The following is a 15378-nucleotide window of genomic DNA, read 5'->3' on the forward strand; positions in this document are numbered from 1 at the left end:
GTGAGACTGCCCGTTCAGGTTTCAGACGGGCGGGCGGGGGATGAAGGGCTTGGATACGATTGCGCGGATCCGGCGCGAGTTTTCGGTCCGGAAGAAGACGATCAAGGAGATTGTCCGCGAGCTTCACGTTTCGCGGAACACGGTGCGGAAGGTGCTGCGCTCGGGTGCCACCAGCTTCGAGTACGAGCGGAAGGTGCAGCCTCTGCCGCGGATCGGTCCTTGGCGTGGCGATCTGGATCGGCTGCTGACGGTGAACGATGGCAAGCCGGCCCGCGAGCGTCTGACGCTGATCCGTATCTTCGAGGAGTTGCGGGGCCAAGGTTACGAGGGCAGCTATGATGCTGTTCGGCGTTATGCGCGGGGCTGGCGACGCGAGCAGTCCGCCGTCACGGCCGATGCCTATGTGCCTTTGAGCTTTGCGCCCGGCGAGGGCCTACCAGTTCGACTGGAGCCACGAGATCGTCGTCATCAACGGTGCGACGACCAAGGTGAAGGTGGCGCACGTTCGGCTTTGCCATTCGCGCATGCTGTTCGTGCGGGCCTATCCGCGCGAGAGCCAGGAGATGGTCTTCGATGCCCATGACCGGGCGTTCGCCTTCTTCAAGGGCGCTTGCACGCGCGGCATCTACGACAACATGAAGACGGCAGTGGAGACCATCTTCGTCGGCAAGGAGCGCGCCTACAACCGCCGTTTCCTGCAGATGTGCAGCCATTATCTGGTCGATCCCGTCGCCTGCACGCCTGCCTCCGGCTGGGAGAAGGGGCAGGTCGAGAACCAGGTCGGACTGGTGCGCGAGCGCTTCTTCGCGCCGCGGCTCAGGGTCAAGAACTACGACGAGCTGAACGCCTGGCTGATGGATCAGGTGCTCAGCTATGCCAAGGCCCACCGCCATCCCGAGCGGCGCGATCAGACGATCTGGGAGGCGTTCGAAGCCGAGCGGCCAAGCCTCGTGCCTTATGCCGGCCACTTCGACGGCTTCCATGCGCTGCCGGCCGCGGTGTCGAAGACCTGCCTGGTGCGCTTCGACAACAACAAGTACTCGGTCGCGGCGAGCGCGATCGGCCGGCCGGTCGAGATCCGCGCCTATGCCGATCGCGTCGAGTTGCGCCAGGACGGCCGCATCGTCGGCGAGCATCCCCGCTGCTACGGTCGGGACCAGACCGCCTTCAATCCCTGGCACTATGTGCCGGTGCTGGCCCGCAAGCCGGGCGCCCTGCGCAATGGCGCGCCCTTCAAGGACTGGGTCCTTCCGGCTTCGCTGGATCGGGTGCGCCGGAAGCTGGCGGCGGTGCAGGATGGTGACCGACAGATGGTCGATATCCTGACCACGGTGCTGAGCGACGGCTTGCCGGCGGTCGAAGCCGCCTGCGCCGAGGGGCTGAAGCAAGGCGTCCATTCCGCCGACGTCATTCTCAACATCCTGGCCCGGCGCCGGGAGCCGGCGGCTGCGATCACCATCATGACGCCCGATGCCCTTCGCCTGCGCCATGAGCCCGCGGCCGATTGTGCCCGATACGACAGCCTCAGGAGAGCCGTGTGATGGAACGCTCGGAGATTCTCGCCACCATGGGCGAGCTCAAGCTCTACGGCATGAAGGCCGCCTTCGACGAGATCATCACCACGGCGGTGAAGCGCCAGCACGAACCCCAGCGCATCGTCGGCGATCTGCTATCGGCCGAGATCGCCGAGAAGCAGGCGCGCTCGATCAAGTACCAGATCACCATCGCCAAGCTGCCCCTCGCCAAGGATGTCGGCGACTTCGTCTTCGACGGTACTCCGCTCAACGAGACGCTCGTCCACGACTTGGCTGGCGGCAACTTCATCGCGCATCAGCGCAATGTCGTCCTCGTCGGCGGCACCGGGACCGGCAAGACCCATCTCGCCATCGCGATCGCCCGGGCCTGCATCCGTGCCGGCGCGCGGGGGCGCTTCTTCAACGTCGTCGATCTCGTCAACAAGCTCGAGGCCGAGGCCCGCGCCGGCCGGCAAGGCCGCATGGCCGACTATCTCTCGCGCATGGACTTCATCGTCCTCGACGAACTCGGCTATCTGCCCTTCGCCCAATCCGGCGGCCAGTTGCTGTTCCACCTGATCAGCCGCCTCTACGAACAGAGCTCCGTCATCGTCACCACCAACCTCGCCTTCGGCGAGTGGCCGACCGTCTTCGGCGACGCCAAGATGACGACCGCGCTCCTCGACCGGCTGACCCATCACTGCGACATCGTCGAAACCGGCAACGAGAGCTGGCGCTTCAAGAATAGGCTCTGAGCCAAGCGCTCCACCGACCCGGAGCCGGCGCGGCTGCGCAACCCATGCCAGCTGCGCCGCGCCGCCTCCTGACCGCCTCACCTCATCAAGGGGTCAACATTGGACGCCGATCGGGGGGCAACATTGCGTGCCGTTTGACACGCTCGAGGTGTTGCGGACATTGGTCGTGCCCCGGCGGCCCCTTACAAGGGCAAATCAAAGCTCGGCAACTATTCCGACTCGATGCTCGAGCTCGATGCCAATGTCGGCCGCATTATGGATACCATTCGTGCCGAGGCACCTGACACCATAGTCATCCTCACCTGCGAGGCCGGACGCCGGCGTTACGCCATTCCGCGGCGAGAAGGGAAGCTCATTCGAAGGCGCCTTCCGCGTGCCAGGGATCATGTGGGCGCCCGGCAGGATTCCGGAAGGGACGGTCCTTGATCAGATGATGTCCCACATGGACGTGTGGCCGACGACTGCCGCGATGACCGGGCTCACACCTCCGCCGACCGGAGCATGGGTCGACAATAACGGCAGGCCGATCTTTTTCGACGGCATCGACAACAGTGGCTACGTGACAGGCAAGTCGCCGACCTCGGCACGGAACTCGTTCGTCTATATCGACGGCGAGGCATTTGGTGGCATCCGCGTCGATATCGGCGGGGACCCCGACAATCCCAATCCAAAAACCGCCTGGAAGTATCTCTGGACGGCCAAGGACACCTGGCTCGGGCCGGAGCAAAATCTCGGTGGCATTGGTGCGGCCTACAATCTCACCATGGACCCTTATGAGAAGTACGACATGACGTTCAACGGCGCCGTGTCGTATCGAATGCCATCGAGTTCGCCAGGTAAATATTCAGGTCAAGACAACGGCTGGGCGCTCGCGCTCATCTATCCGGCGCTGATCGAGATCAACAAATCGATCATAGAGTATCCAAGCATCCGCCGCTTCCCCGGTGGGGCATCGAACGACCTGCGCCCCAATCTGCAGGACCCGGCGAACCCTGTGCCAGCGATGGACCCAAAAAACCCACCGCGGATAGGCGGTCATGGCGGCTAACAGCCTTCCTCATGCTCAGAGCAGCGGGCCTGGACCGGCCCGCCGCTCTCTGCAATCTGCCCGAAAGCAGACTCCCTAGATGTCGGGAAAGGGCCCAACGGCGGACCTCATCCGCTGGGGTGCTGAGAGTCGTACTTGGGTCGAGAGCGGAACTCTAGTCAGCACACTCGTAGCGTCTGCTTCTGGGCAATGCGCCGATCTCCGCAAATGGCGCAGCGCGGCTGCCAGCTTTCTGGAGCGCTAAATCGGATTGCAGCCCGTCGAACCAGCTCTTCCATTGCGACACAGCTTAGCGAAGATGCCGCGAAGGCTCGTGTCGCCGGTTGAGAGGCTGCTGCATTTCGCAGCGACCAGTAAAGATTCCATGGCTAGGGCGAGTGCCACTCGTACGAGACTGAGCCGAATAGAGATCTGCAATCAGGCTGACATATGTCTTGCGGCAGACACGTGGACCACAATGTCGAAGAAGCGTCATAAGCCCGCAGCGATCGTCGCGAAGCTGCGCCATGCCGATATTCTGGTCTCGCGGGGCCAGCCCGTAGCGGACGCGATCCGCTCGATCGGCGTCACGGACTACGCTCACTTTCCGGTCTTCCGGCGCTTGCAACCCGGCCTAAACCCCGCTCTATCGTCGTCCATGACGAGGACGCCGAGCGGTGGGGCGATACTGTGACGCAAGGCGACACTGCCTCCGCACCACTGTCACTTGCGGCTCTGGGCTGGACGGATTTCTTTGCTGATCAATGCGGACCAGATGACGCCTGCCTCCGGCCTGCGCGCATCGGCTCGGTGCACCGCACCCGCATGAGCGCAATCACGCCCGATGGGCCGATCAGGCTCAAGCTGCCGGTCCATACCAATACAGGCGACTTCACGGTGGGTGACTGGGTTCTGGTGGAGCCCAGCACACATCTGCTACGGCGCCGGCTGGAGCGCGCGACGGTGTTGGCGCGGCGCACCGAGGGCAGCATGACGCCGCAGCTTGCCGGGGCCAACATCGACACACTGTTCATCGTCACCTCCTGCAATGCTGATTTCAACGTCGCGCGCCTGGAGCGCTATCTTGCGCTGGCCAATGAGAGCGGAGCCGAACCCGTCATCCTGCTGACCAAGGCCGATCTCGTGCCGGACGTGCAGCCCTATCTCGACCAGGCCTCCGCCCTGCAGCGCGGGCTGGCTGTTGCAACCGTCAATCCGCGCAGCTCTCACGCGGCGGCTGCGTTCGCGTCGTGGTGTGGCGAAGGCCGCACCCTCGGGCTGGTCGGTTCGTCCGGCGTCGGCAAATCGACGCTTGTGAACGCGCTTACCGGCACCATCGATGGCGAACCGCAGCAGACGGGCGACATCCGCGCCCACGACGCTAAGGGGCGCCACACCACGACGTCGCGCTCGCTGCATGCGATTGCCTGCGGCGGCTGGGTGATTGATACGCCGGGCATGCGCACGCTCCATGTCAGCGATGCGGCGTCTGGTCTCGAAACGCTGTTCGCCGAGATCACGGAACTAAGCCCGCTCTGCCGCTTCCGCGACTGCACCCATGAGCACGAACCCGGCTGCGCGGTTCAGGAGGCAGTCGCCAAGGGCGTGATCGACCCTGAGCGTCTGGCACGCTGGCGCAAGCTCGATCTAGAGAACAGGGCAAAGACGCTGGAGGTGAAGGGGCCGAGGGGGAAGAGGCGGTAGGCGGGGCGTCTGATTCGGCCGAGCCCAAACCTCACCCGCTCGCGCCCTTTTTCACTGGGCGGGTTCGCGACCTTGTCCTGGTCGAGTTCGTAAGCGCGCTGCTGGGGTCAGCCCATTATGATCTTTGCCGCTGACCGCCCCGCGCTGCTCCGTGCGCGTCGGCAGGCGCAGGAGAGGAATCTTACCTGTGCCGCCTATGTCGAGGCGATGTTCTCGACGGGGCACGATGCGGCGAACCGCGAGGCTTTCCGCGTCGAGCCCGCGGAGGAGCCTGGCCTGATTGGGTGGCACTTCGCGGGCCCAAAGAGGACGTGGACAAGGCGACCAAGGGATCAAAGCTGCATCCTTAGTGCTGATCGGCGCACTTGGCCGTAGCGAGGCCGGATCACCTGTGACGCCGCAATCCGGCTGACACCTCACGGTAACTCGTTCGCCATCACTCGCCGAGGCTGACGTGCGACAATTACTCGCTTCCGTAGGCGCGCCGGCACACGGCTTGCGCGCGATCTCTGGTTTCGACCTGACAGCGCCTTCGGATTCAAAGACTGGCTCGGGATAATCGCCAATACGCGCTGTTCCCTGCCAAATTGAATGCTTCGCCTACCGAGCGAAAACGCGGTGCGGCATTGCGTGCGCAACGCCCAGGGCGCGCTGCAGATGGTCCCTCACATGCTCTTCGGCAAGTTTGGCATCGCCGGCGAGGATGGCGCGCGCGATGGCGCGATGTTCGGCCAGCGAAGCGGCGATGTTCTCGGTCTTCAGCGTTCCCGCCAGCTGATACATCAGGACGGGGAGCCGGAGCTGTCGCGTCAGCTTGAGCAACTGCTCGTTCCCGCTCGCAGCAACGACAGCATCGTGAAACTGATGGTTTTCATCGATGTATTCCGCCCCCGGAGGGCGCGGATGCTCATCCCAGATTGTTTCGATTTCCCGCTCGAACTGCGCTTTCGTCTCCGGATCGGCCATCGCCTCCGCCGCCAGCCGGGCCGCCAGAGTCTCAAGGCCGAGCCTGATCTGGAACAGTTCCTTCATCTCGCGAAGCGTCAGTCGGCGCACGAGGGCGCCGCGATGCGGCACGATCTCGAGAATGCCCTCCGCGGAGAGGCGTCGAAAGGCTTCTCGAAGCGGACCTCTGCTGACCCGCAGATCGCGTGTCAGATCGGCTTCGATCAGGCGTTGCCCCGGCGCATAGCGGCCCTGGAGCACGCCGTTGCGCAAATGATCGAGGACGTATTCGACGGTACCACCCCGCGCCGGACCGTCGCCGTTTTCGGGCTCGGGCAAAGCGCTGGCGCGGTGGTTGTCGAGTGTCGTCATGACGATGTGCCTAGCAGCAGGAAACCCGGTTGACAACGTTTCCGCCTGCAATATTGTCCTACAAACCTAAAAGACAAAATAAGCCAAAAGCGGCGAAGAGGAAACGCCTATCTCCCATCCGGGACTGATCGCACGGCTCTCGCCGCTGCGTGGCTTTCGCTTCGCTCCGCACCGGCCACGCAGGAGGAGCGATATGTTGATTGGCAAGGCTGGCCCGGCGATTACGGGCATCTGCACGTCCACTCCGGATCGGATCGAGATCCGGGGCAAGGATTTCGCCAGCGAGATCATGGGCCATTTTGGCTTCACCGAATTCTTCTTCTTTCTGGTGACTGGCACGAAGCCGTCAGAGCAGCAGCGCTACTTCCTCGATCTTCTCCTCGTCGCCATCGCCGAGCATGGGCTGACGCCGACGGCGCAGGCCGCGCGCATGACGTTGGCTGCCGCGCCGGACAGCCTGCAATGCGCCGTGGCCGCCGGAATTCTCGGCTGCGGCACGGTGGTTCTCGGCACCGCCGAACTATGCGCCAAGGTGCTGGCCGAAGCTGCTGCCAGGGTTGATGGCGGTGAGGATCCCGATGCCGTCGTCAACGACATCGCAGCCAGGACACGGCGTGAGGGCGGCAAGATGCCGGGCTTCGGCCACCCCATCCATCATCCCGTCGATCCGCGAACCGAGCGGATCTTCGCTCTGGTCGAAGAGCGCGGCATTGCCGGTCGCCATCTCGACCTCCTGAAGCGGATGCGCGGCGCTGTCGCGACGGCATGGGGCCGCCAGATGCCGCTCAACGTCTCGGGGCCGATCGCTGCCGTGCTGATGGACCTCGATTTCCCGCACACGATGATCAAGGCCGTGCCGATCCTGGCCCGCACAGCGGGTCTCCTCGGGCATCTCGCCGAGGAACAGAAACGCCCCATCGGCTTCATTCTCGCGCACCACGCCGAGGAAGCGATCGCCTACGACCCCACGATGTAAGCGAAGGACCGGGACATGCTCCAAGAGCCCGATATCGAGACACTTCCCTGGCCCGAGCAGCGAGCGCATGACGACCGGCTCTATCGCGAACAGGTCGGCTATCTCTTCGAGCGCTCGCGCTTCTTTCGCGAGAAGCTGCAGGCAAGCGGCTTCGCGACGCCGGAATCGGTCGGCGGGCTCGACGACATCGAAGCGCTGCCCCTGACCGAGAAGGACGAACTGCGCCAGAGCCGCAGCGAGGCTCATCCGATCGGGACCCATCTCGCGGCGCCCCTGGAGGAGGTGGTGCGCATCTTCTCCACCAGCGGCACGACCGGCATTCCGAGCTACATTCCGCTGACCGCGGGCGATCTGGAAAACTGGGTCCGGACCTCCGCCCGCAGCTACGGCGCCAGCGGCCTGAACAAGGGCGAGCGCATCATCTCGACCTATAATGCCGGGCCGTTCGTCGCCGGCGCCGCACTCGATTCCTTCCCGCGCCTCGGCCTCTGCCACATCCCGGTCGGGACCGGAAACACCGAGCGACTGCTGGCTGCCGTGAAGCTGCTCAAGCCGCAGATCCTCGCCTGCACCCCCTCCTATGCGCTGCATCTCGCCGAGATCGGCGAGGCCCGCGGTCTCGACCTGCCCAACAGCAGCGTCAAGCGGATCATGGTGGCCGGCGAACCGGGCGGCGGCGAGCCGGCCATGCGCGAGAAGCTCGAACAGGCCTGGAACGCCAAGGTCACCGAGGCGATGGGGATCGGCGACATTTCCGTCTCGCTCTGGGGCGAGTGCGAGGAACAGCAGGGCATGCACTTCTCCGGGCGCGGCTTCGTGCATTTCGAGCTGATCGATCCCGAGACCGGCAAGCAGGTCCCTCAGACCGACGGGGCGACCGGCGAACTCGTCTACACGCATCTCAGGCATCGCGGCGCGCCCCTGCTGCGCTTCCGCAGCCGCGACCATGTCGTCCTGCGCACCGGGGCCTGTTCCTGCGGCCGCAGCGCGCCGCGGGTGCGCTGCATCGGCCGGACCGATGACATGCTGATCGTGCGTGGCGTGAACGTGTTTCCCTCGGCGATCCGCGAGGTCGTCAACCGCTTTGCTCCCGCCGTCACCGGCGTCGTCTCGGTCCGCCCCTCCGCGAAGGGCGTCAAGCAGGCTCCGCCGCTCAAAGTCGTCGTCGAGCTGGCCGAAGGCGAGGCCGCCTCGGATGGCCTGCGCGAGAAGATTGAGAGCGATATCCGCGCCACGCTTGTCGTGACCACCGCCGTGCACCTCGCGCCGGCCGGCACGCTGCCGCGCAGCGAATACAAGTCGCGACTGCTCGATTTCTCCGAAGCGTCGACGGAGACAGTCGATGACTGAAATGCTCTGCGTGGAGGATGGACGGACATGACCGCGTCGATCATCCAGGCGGTCCTGCTGTCGCTGAGCGTTGCCGGCCTCTACGCGGCCGTTGCGGCCGGGCTGACGCTCACGGTCGGCGTGACGCGCATCATCAATTTCGCGCATGGCGAATTCGTCATGCTCGGCGCATTCCTGACCTATTGGCTCTACACCGGCTTCGGGCTGTCGCCATGGCTGGGCATGCTGGCCTCAGGCGTCGCGCTCGGCCTGTTCTCCATCCTGGTCTATCGCGGCTTCCTGGCCCGCGTGCTGAAGCAGGACGAGCACAATCAGCTTCTGGCGACGCTCGGCCTGTCCATCCTGATCCTCAACATCGCGATCATTCTCTGGTCGCCGGATGCGCGGGTGATGCAGGCGCCGGCGCTGCTGCCGTCGCTCCAGTTCGCAGGCGTGACCATTCCCGGCAACAATATCGTCGTCGCGCTCGTCGGCCTGCTGCTCTTCCTGATCATGCTCGGCATCAAGAACCATACCCGCTACGGCACGCAGATGCGCTTCGCCAGCGACGATCCCGCGCTCGCGATGCATGCGGGGATCAATGTCGACCGCGTCTTCGAACTGTCCTTCGCGATCGGGGGCGCAGCCGCCGGCATCTCCGGCGGGCTCGTCGCGCTCGTGCTTTACGTTCAGCCGACGGTTGGCGTCGACCTCGTCATCCGCGCCTTCGCCATCATCGCGCTCGGCGGCCTCGGCAACATCCCCGGCGCTCTGATGGGGGCGGCCATCCTCGCCCTGATCGAAGGCCTGATCAGCACCTTCGTATCGGGAGGCGGCAGCTGGGGCTTCGGCGTCTCCTTCCTGGTTCTGCTGCTCGTCCTCCTGGTCCGCCCGAGCGGCCTGTTCGGCAAGCAGGTGCAGGCATGAGTTCCGGTCTTCCCGCACGGCTCGCCCTCTATGCGGCGATTGCGGCGCCGCTCCTGCTGATCGCGGCCGCGGATCGGCCGTTCCTGGTTCAGGTTGCGATCGGCACGGCGATTTCGGCCATCCTCGCTCTGGCCTGGGATATCCTGTCGCGTACCGGCCAGGTCTCGCTCGGCCACGCCGCCTTCTTCGGCATCGGTGGCTACGGCTCGGCTTTGCTGACGCCGGCGCTCGGCCCGGTCCTCGGCTGGACCGTCGGCATCCTGCTCTGTGGCGCGGTCGCCTTGCTGCTAGGCGCAGTGACCTTGCGCCTGCGGCGGCTCTATTTCACCATCGCGACCCTGTCCTTCAGCCTGTCGATCCATGTCGTGATCCTGGTCACGCCCGGGCTGACGGGCGGCTCGACCGGCATCATGCCGCCGGTGATCGCGGGCGGATCGCCTCCGCTGCAGCTCCTGTTCATCACCGGCTGCCTGGTCGTTGCCGCGATCGTCAGTGACGTCTTCCTCGGCCAGCGCTTTCGTCCGGCCTTCTTCATGATCAGGAACAATCCCGATCTCGCTGCCGCCTCGGGCGTGCCTGTCACGCGGCTGAAAATCCTGGCCTTCGTCGTCTCCGGGATGGTCGCGGGCCTCGCCGGTGCCTGCTATTGCGGCCTCTACGGCTATGTCATTCCCGACGACGTCTTCACCACCAACTGGAACGTCCTGCCGCTCGCCGTGACCATCCTCGGCGGCATGGACACGACACTCGGGCCGCTGGTCGGCGCCGTGGTGCTGCGTCTGCTCGAGGAGGTCGCACGTCATTTCGTCGGCGGCGTCGGCTATCAGGTCGTCTATGGCGCGATCATCATCCTGTTCATCGTCGGCATGCCGGCGGGGCTGGTCGGCTTCGCCCGGCACCGGCTGCGGCGGCGTCGGCCCAGGCCAGGGCGGGTGCAGGCCAAGCCGAGGCTCGCATCATGACGGCGATCAGCGTCGAGACATGCACCGTCGCCTTTGGCGGCCTCAAGGCGATCGACGATGTGACGCTGGACGTGCCCGGCCAGGCGATCACGGCGCTGATCGGGCCGAACGGCTCGGGCAAGAGCACCTTCGTCAATATGGTCTCCGGGCAGATCCCCCCGCGCAGCGGCAAGATCCGCCTTGGCGGTGAGCCGATCAACGGGCTGCGTCCCGACCTGATCGTCCATCGCGGCCTGGCGCGGACCTATCAGGTTCCGCGGGTTCCAAAGGAACTGACCATCGAGGAGGTGATCTCGGTCCCCCTGACCTATGCCCGCTCCGGCCGCGCCCTGCCCGGTGGCGCGCGCAGCGCCGGCGATCTCGCCCGCTATTGCGGCCTGCGTCCCGCGGTCAGCACGCGCTGCGGCCAGCTCTCGGTCTCGGATCTGCGCCGGCTGGAGATCGCCCGTGCCCTCGCCTGCCGCCCCACGGTTCTGCTGCTCGACGAGGCCATGGCCGGGCTGAGCCTGGAGGATACCGACCAGGTGATCGGCCTGGTTCGCGAGATCCATGCCTCGGGCGTCACGGTTGTGGTGATTGAGCACGTCATGCGCATCATCGCGCGCCTTTGCGGCCATGCCATCGTCCTCAATCAGGGCCGGCTGCTCGCGCAGGGCAAACCTCAGGACGTGCTGCAGGATGCCGGCGTCCGCGAAGCCTATCTCGGCAAGGGGTTCTCGCTGTGAACCGGTTCGAAGTCACCATCGAGAGGGCGGGTTACGGCGAGCTCGTCGTCGTGCCCGGCCTGTCGCTCGCGGTCTCGGGCGGCGAGCTCCTGGTCCTGCTCGGTCCCAACGGTGCCGGCAAGACGACCGCGCTGCGCGCGCTGATCGGCACGGTCGAGACGGAGCGGCGCAGCCTCAGGCTTGACGGCCGGGACCTGTCCGGGCTGTCGCCCTGGCAGCTGGCGCGGGCCCGGGTCGCCTTCGTTCCCGACGGCGCCCGCTGCTTCGCCAATGCGACAGTCGCGGAAAACCTGCGCGGCGCCTTCGAAGCCCTGTCGTCGAGAGCGGCCAGTGGCGAGCGCGAGCGTCTCTTCGAAAGCGTCTACGCTCTCTTCCCGATCCTGCGCGAGCGCGCCGGGCAACTGGCCGGTTCGATGAGCGGGGGCCAACGGCAGATGCTGGCGATCGGGCGCGCGCTGATGATCGAGCCCAGGGTGCTGGTGCTCGACGAGCCTTCGGCCGGGCTGGCGCCCAAGCTGGTTGAAGAATTGTTCGAGGCGCTCGGGCGCATCAAGGCGGCAAGCGGCTGCGCGATCGTGATGGCGGAGCAGAATTTCGCCGCGGCAATGAGTGTCGCAGATACGTGCCTCGTGCTCGACGAGGGGCAGGTCGCCCTGACCGGGACGATGCAGGAGATGGCCGGCAACGAGAAGCTCAGGATCGCCTATCTGGGATTGTGAGCCTGAGAACCCAGGCGAAGACCTGCCATCCGCGAGCAGGCGAATTCAGGGAGGAAAGCACGATGTGGACCAAATTGAGAGGCCTTCTGGCGGGCGCCATGCTCGCAGGGACTGCGATGGCCGCGCCCGCTCTGGCCCAGCAGGGTGCGATCAAGATCGGCGTGCCGCTGCCGCTGACCGGGGCATTGGCCGGTGGCGGCACCCAGATCCTCTGGGGCATTCAATATGCCGCCGATGAGATCAACGAAGCGGGCGGATTGTTCGGCCGCAAGATCGAGCTCGTCATCGAGGATACCAAGGGCGAACCCAATAGCTCGGCCAGCATCGCGGCGAAGCTCGCGACGCAGGACAAGGTCGACGCCTTCGTCGGCGGCTTCGGCAGCACCTCGGATTTTGCGCTGCTCAGCGCGGTGCAGCGCTATGAGCCCATCTTCATCCATCCGGGTTCGTCTTCCGTCCGGCTGGAGGAGACATTCGGCAAGAACGATTGGTACTACCACGTCTACATCTGGGACTATCATCGCCAGAAGGCTGCGGTGAACTTCTTCAAGAGCATTCCGGGCGTGAAGACGCTGGCCATTGCCTATGAGGACAAGCTTTACGGCACCGACGGCGCCAAGTTCACCCAGCAATATGCCAAGGAAGCCGGGCTGGAGGTCGTCATGAACGAGCCCTTCCGCGCCGGCACGCCTGATTTCTCGCCCATTCTCAACCGGGCCAAGGGCCTCAACCCGGACGTCCTCTTCCTGATCGGCTATTCCGGCGACAATCTCCAGATCGCCCGGCAGGCCATGCAGCTCGGCATCAAGCCGAAGCTGCTCGTCACCCAGGGCGCGGGCGAGAAGCGCTCCGATTTCGGCCCAGCCGGCGACAATGTCGTCGTCGTCGATCTCTGGTCGGCCAAGCAGAAGACACCGGGCCTCGCCGAATGGGTCAAGAAGGCCGAGGCGAAGCGCGGCGGCGAAGTCGTCTCGAGCGCGGTGCAGGGCTACGTCGCCATGCAGACCTTGCGCGATGCAGCCAAGGCCGCCGGCTCCTGGGACCGGGCGAAGATCCTCGCCAATCTCGGCTCCACGACCTTTGACACACCCTATGGCAAGGTCGCCTACACGGCCTCGGAGATGGGGGGCAAGCACCAGCTCATCACCGACGCGAGCATGATCGCCGTGCAATACAAGCCCGATGGCGGCCAGGAGGTCATCTGGCCGGCCGAGAAGGCCGCGGCCAAGATCACCTACCCCGCCCCGTAGAGGCCCGCGCATGCAACCGGCCCGGCCGCTGCCATGGCGGCCGGGTCCCGCGCCAGCAGGAACCACCGATGTCCGAGACTTTTTCCGAACGCTTGAACCGGCCCGGGCTGATCGTCGCGCCGGGCGTCTATGACATGGTTTCGGCCAGGCTCGCCGACCAGGCCGGCTTCGACGCGCTCTACATGACGGGTTTCGGCGTGGTTGCGTCCCATCTCGGCTATCCCGACGCCGGGCTGGCGACCTATTCCGACATGGTCGGGCGCGTGCGCCAGATCGCCGAGGGCACGGTGACTCCGCTCATCGCCGACGGCGACACGGGATATGGCGGCCTGCTTAATGTCGACCACACCGTTCGCGGCTACGAGGCGAGCGGCGCCCAGGCGATCCAGCTCGAAGACCAGGAATTCCCCAAGAAATGCGGCCATACACCGAGCCGTCGGGTAATCCCGCTCAAGGATGCCGTCCGCAAGATCAAGGTCGCTGCCGCTGCGCGCTCTTCGTCCGCGTTCAAGATTATCGCCCGGACTGACGCCCGCACTGCGCACGGCCTGGATGAAGCGTTGCGCCGGGGAGAGGCCTTCCTGAAGGCCGGGGCCGATATCCTGTTCATCGAATCTCCCGAGAGCGTGGAGGAGATGGAGCGGATTGGCAGGGCCTTCGACGCACCGCTGGTGGCCAACATGGTCGAGGGCGGCCGCACCCCGATCCTCAGCCGCGCGGAATTGGAGGGGCTCGGATACAAGATCGCGATCTACCCGGTTGCCGGACTGCTCGCCGCCGCCAGTACGTTGCAGTTGGTTTTCGCGCACCTCAAGTCGACTGGCTCGACTCGAGATTGGGATGGCCATCTGTACCCGTTCACCGAATTCGTCCGCATGATCGGCTTCGAGCGCGTCTGGGCGTTCGAGCGTGCGAATGCAGAAGACTAGGCGCCAGGTGCGTTCGGAGAAGTGGTCCCGGTGGCCCGACGGCTGAGGTAGTCGGCGGCGCGCTTTGGGTTGGCGCAGCCGGCATGACATCGCGCTTAACGCGGGCAGCCTAGAGCCGCGCGAGAAGTACGGGCGCCGCGTGATGTAGTGCGCGGGCGCCAGTTCTGGCCTGCTTCGAGGAGTCCCGCTTTTTGTGGGGCAGGCCACCAAAAAATCCCTATTCCTTGGCCACTTCGCTCCGACAGCTGAGCACGCATGTATCGAGGAGCAAATTGCTGTCACGTGCTTGGGATTTCGCACGGCCTCCGGAGTGGACGGAAGGCACGCGGCCCGATCAGCTACGTCCGGTTTCGGTCAATGTCCCAATGTCCGCACGTGGCGCGATGCAGAAGCCTGCCCTGCCAAGGTAGAAACCATACGGCGTAACGAACCGATTCGGTGCTGACCGGGGTGTGGATGACCAATGGGCATTCGTGAGAGCTCGGGCCAGCCGATCGACTGCTGGCAGAGAACCGCGAAGCTAGCAGGTCGATTGGCGTATATGGTTTCGCGTGAGCTCGACGAGCGTTTCGAGGTCCTCGTTTTTGATCGCCTCCACCATCGCGAAATGTTCGTCCGCCGAGCGTTCGATGCGTGCCAACGATGGCCACTGCTCGATCGATGTGGTGCGCGCGTTCCCGCGATATTCGAGCGTGAGACTTACCAGCTCCTTGTTCGAGCAGAGATTCGTCAGATAGCTGTGAAACGCCTGGTTGGCTTGGTATTTCTCCAAAACGGTCCCCTCTTGTATCAATGCCCTGAACGATTGCGCTAATCGTTCCAGCTCATCAATGTCGGGCAGGCTGGCGTTTCGGATTACGTCTTCCAAGGTCGCCGTTTCGAGCACAACCCGAACCTCGACCAGTTCCTTATGACGTGTGTCATCGATCCTGGTGACATAGAAGCCGCGGTTTTGGATGCGCTGAACGACGCCTTTGATCGCCAACTTCTCCAAGGCGCGCCGAGCATCCGCACGCGAGCACCCGTAACGGCTTTCGAGTTCGGCCAGCTTCAGCCAACTTCCGTTGGTAAAGGCCCCGGCGTTGATATCGTTCAGAACGGCGGAGATGACGCCCTCAATGCGGTCGACCGGACTGGTGTGCTCGTTCATGGCGTTCGCATCAGCTTCTTGGAATTCGTCACGTCATCCCCCAGCGCGCAGCAACCCATCGAAACGACGCGCCGTTTGCCCGGCGGGCACTATA

General features: G+C 64.9%; 15 protein-coding genes and 1 pseudogene. 14 read left to right on the forward strand and 2 right to left on the reverse strand.

Going from position 1 to position 15378, the window contains the following annotated elements:
* Positions 1–40: 40 nt before the first annotated feature.
* From istA to BIWAKO_RS37245, 6 genes and pseudogenes are all read left to right on the forward strand, one after another.
* Positions 41–1541: pseudogene (istA, locus tag BIWAKO_RS32970) on the forward strand (IS21 family transposase).
* Positions 1541–2269, forward strand: a complete 729-nt coding sequence (gene istB, locus BIWAKO_RS32975; protein WP_069883189.1) for an IS21-like element helper ATPase IstB — start codon at positions 1541–1543, stop codon at positions 2267–2269. Before istA ends, istB begins: the two are co-directional and overlap by 1 nt.
* A 442-nt stretch (positions 2270–2711) precedes the next feature.
* Positions 2712–3317 (forward strand): alkaline phosphatase family protein, encoded by a 606-nt coding sequence (locus tag BIWAKO_RS32985; protein WP_244523723.1) that lies wholly within the window; start codon positions 2712–2714, stop codon positions 3315–3317.
* Positions 3318–3774: 457 nt separating this feature from the next.
* On the forward strand, positions 3775–3990 hold the full coding sequence (locus tag BIWAKO_RS37505) for a hypothetical protein (protein WP_141740452.1): 216 nt from the start codon (positions 3775–3777) through the stop codon (positions 3988–3990).
* 131 nt (positions 3991–4121) lie between these two features.
* Positions 4122–5000, forward strand: coding sequence for a ribosome small subunit-dependent GTPase A (gene rsgA / locus BIWAKO_RS32995; RefSeq protein ID WP_244523724.1), 879 nt, complete (start codon positions 4122–4124; stop codon positions 4998–5000).
* A 117-nt stretch (positions 5001–5117) separates the two neighbouring features.
* Complete coding sequence (locus BIWAKO_RS37245; RefSeq protein ID WP_069883194.1) at positions 5118–5375, forward strand: DUF2000 family protein; 258 nt, start codon at positions 5118–5120, stop codon at positions 5373–5375.
* 225 nt (positions 5376–5600) lie between these two features.
* Here BIWAKO_RS37245 and BIWAKO_RS33005 read toward each other — a convergent pair whose 3' ends face one another.
* Positions 5601–6317, reverse strand: a complete 717-nt coding sequence (locus BIWAKO_RS33005; protein ID WP_084652456.1) for a GntR family transcriptional regulator — start codon at positions 6315–6317, stop codon at positions 5601–5603.
* 193 nt (positions 6318–6510) lie between these two features.
* On the opposite strand from BIWAKO_RS33005, the gene BIWAKO_RS33010 reads away from it, so the two are divergent.
* The 8 genes from BIWAKO_RS33010 (at position 6511) to BIWAKO_RS33045 (ending at position 14134) form a co-directional block, all read left to right on the forward strand.
* A complete protein-coding gene (locus tag BIWAKO_RS33010) occupies positions 6511–7293 on the forward strand; it encodes a citryl-CoA lyase (protein WP_069883195.1) in 783 nt (260 codons plus the stop codon).
* Between the two features lie 15 nt (positions 7294–7308).
* Positions 7309–8643 (forward strand): phenylacetate--CoA ligase family protein, encoded by a 1335-nt coding sequence (locus tag BIWAKO_RS33015; protein WP_069883196.1) that lies wholly within the window; start codon positions 7309–7311, stop codon positions 8641–8643.
* A 27-nt stretch (positions 8644–8670) separates the two neighbouring features.
* A complete protein-coding gene (locus BIWAKO_RS33020; protein WP_069883197.1) occupies positions 8671–9549 on the forward strand; it encodes a branched-chain amino acid ABC transporter permease in 879 nt (292 codons plus the stop codon).
* On the forward strand, positions 9546–10511 hold the full coding sequence (locus BIWAKO_RS33025; RefSeq protein ID WP_069883198.1) for a branched-chain amino acid ABC transporter permease: 966 nt from the start codon (positions 9546–9548) through the stop codon (positions 10509–10511). Before BIWAKO_RS33020 ends, BIWAKO_RS33025 begins: the two co-directional genes overlap by 4 nt.
* A complete protein-coding gene (locus BIWAKO_RS33030; protein ID WP_069883199.1) occupies positions 10508–11236 on the forward strand; it encodes an ABC transporter ATP-binding protein in 729 nt (242 codons plus the stop codon). Before BIWAKO_RS33025 ends, BIWAKO_RS33030 begins: the two co-directional genes overlap by 4 nt.
* Positions 11233–11955, forward strand: a complete 723-nt coding sequence (locus BIWAKO_RS33035) for an ABC transporter ATP-binding protein (protein ID WP_069883200.1) — start codon at positions 11233–11235, stop codon at positions 11953–11955. The genes BIWAKO_RS33030 and BIWAKO_RS33035 overlap by 4 nt, the downstream gene beginning before the upstream one ends.
* Before the next feature lie 62 nt (positions 11956–12017).
* Positions 12018–13205, forward strand: coding sequence for an ABC transporter substrate-binding protein (locus BIWAKO_RS33040; protein WP_141740453.1), 1188 nt, complete (start codon positions 12018–12020; stop codon positions 13203–13205).
* A 68-nt stretch (positions 13206–13273) separates the two neighbouring features.
* Positions 13274–14134, forward strand: a complete 861-nt coding sequence (locus BIWAKO_RS33045) for an isocitrate lyase/PEP mutase family protein (RefSeq protein WP_069883202.1) — start codon at positions 13274–13276, stop codon at positions 14132–14134.
* Positions 14135–14654: 520 nt separating this feature from the next.
* Here the strand turns inward: BIWAKO_RS33045 and BIWAKO_RS33050 are convergent.
* The gene (locus tag BIWAKO_RS33050; RefSeq protein WP_069883203.1) at positions 14655–15284 is read right to left on the reverse strand and encodes a GntR family transcriptional regulator; all 630 of its coding nucleotides are present in this window, start codon (positions 15282–15284) and stop codon (positions 14655–14657) included.
* Positions 15285–15378: the final 94 nt, after the last annotated feature.

The organism is Bosea sp. BIWAKO-01, assembly GCF_001748145.1.
In the GTDB taxonomy this organism is placed as follows: domain Bacteria; phylum Pseudomonadota; class Alphaproteobacteria; order Rhizobiales; family Beijerinckiaceae; genus Allobosea.

What these genes read in the sequence shown, in the direction of transcription:
- istB (WP_069883189.1), top strand. Translation starts at nt 1,541, where the DNA reads ATGGAACGCTCGGAGATTCTCGCCACCATGGGCGAGCTCAAGCTCTAC.
- BIWAKO_RS32985 (WP_244523723.1), top strand. Translation starts at nt 2,712, where the DNA reads ATGGACGTGTGGCCGACGACTGCCGCGATGACCGGGCTCACACCTCCG.
- BIWAKO_RS37505 (WP_141740452.1), top strand. Translation starts at nt 3,775, where the DNA reads ATGTCGAAGAAGCGTCATAAGCCCGCAGCGATCGTCGCGAAGCTGCGC.
- rsgA (WP_244523724.1), top strand. Translation starts at nt 4,122, where the DNA reads ATGAGCGCAATCACGCCCGATGGGCCGATCAGGCTCAAGCTGCCGGTC.
- BIWAKO_RS37245 (WP_069883194.1), top strand. Translation starts at nt 5,118, where the DNA reads ATGATCTTTGCCGCTGACCGCCCCGCGCTGCTCCGTGCGCGTCGGCAG.
- BIWAKO_RS33005 (WP_084652456.1), bottom strand. Translation starts at nt 6,317, where the DNA reads ATGACGACACTCGACAACCACCGCGCCAGCGCTTTGCCCGAGCCCGAA.
- BIWAKO_RS33010 (WP_069883195.1), top strand. Translation starts at nt 6,511, where the DNA reads ATGTTGATTGGCAAGGCTGGCCCGGCGATTACGGGCATCTGCACGTCC.
- BIWAKO_RS33015 (WP_069883196.1), top strand. Translation starts at nt 7,309, where the DNA reads ATGCTCCAAGAGCCCGATATCGAGACACTTCCCTGGCCCGAGCAGCGA.
- BIWAKO_RS33020 (WP_069883197.1), top strand. Translation starts at nt 8,671, where the DNA reads ATGACCGCGTCGATCATCCAGGCGGTCCTGCTGTCGCTGAGCGTTGCC.
- BIWAKO_RS33025 (WP_069883198.1), top strand. Translation starts at nt 9,546, where the DNA reads ATGAGTTCCGGTCTTCCCGCACGGCTCGCCCTCTATGCGGCGATTGCG.
- BIWAKO_RS33030 (WP_069883199.1), top strand. Translation starts at nt 10,508, where the DNA reads ATGACGGCGATCAGCGTCGAGACATGCACCGTCGCCTTTGGCGGCCTC.
- BIWAKO_RS33040 (WP_141740453.1), top strand. Translation starts at nt 12,018, where the DNA reads ATGTGGACCAAATTGAGAGGCCTTCTGGCGGGCGCCATGCTCGCAGGG.
- BIWAKO_RS33045 (WP_069883202.1), top strand. Translation starts at nt 13,274, where the DNA reads ATGTCCGAGACTTTTTCCGAACGCTTGAACCGGCCCGGGCTGATCGTC.
- BIWAKO_RS33050 (WP_069883203.1), bottom strand. Translation starts at nt 15,284, where the DNA reads ATGAACGAGCACACCAGTCCGGTCGACCGCATTGAGGGCGTCATCTCC.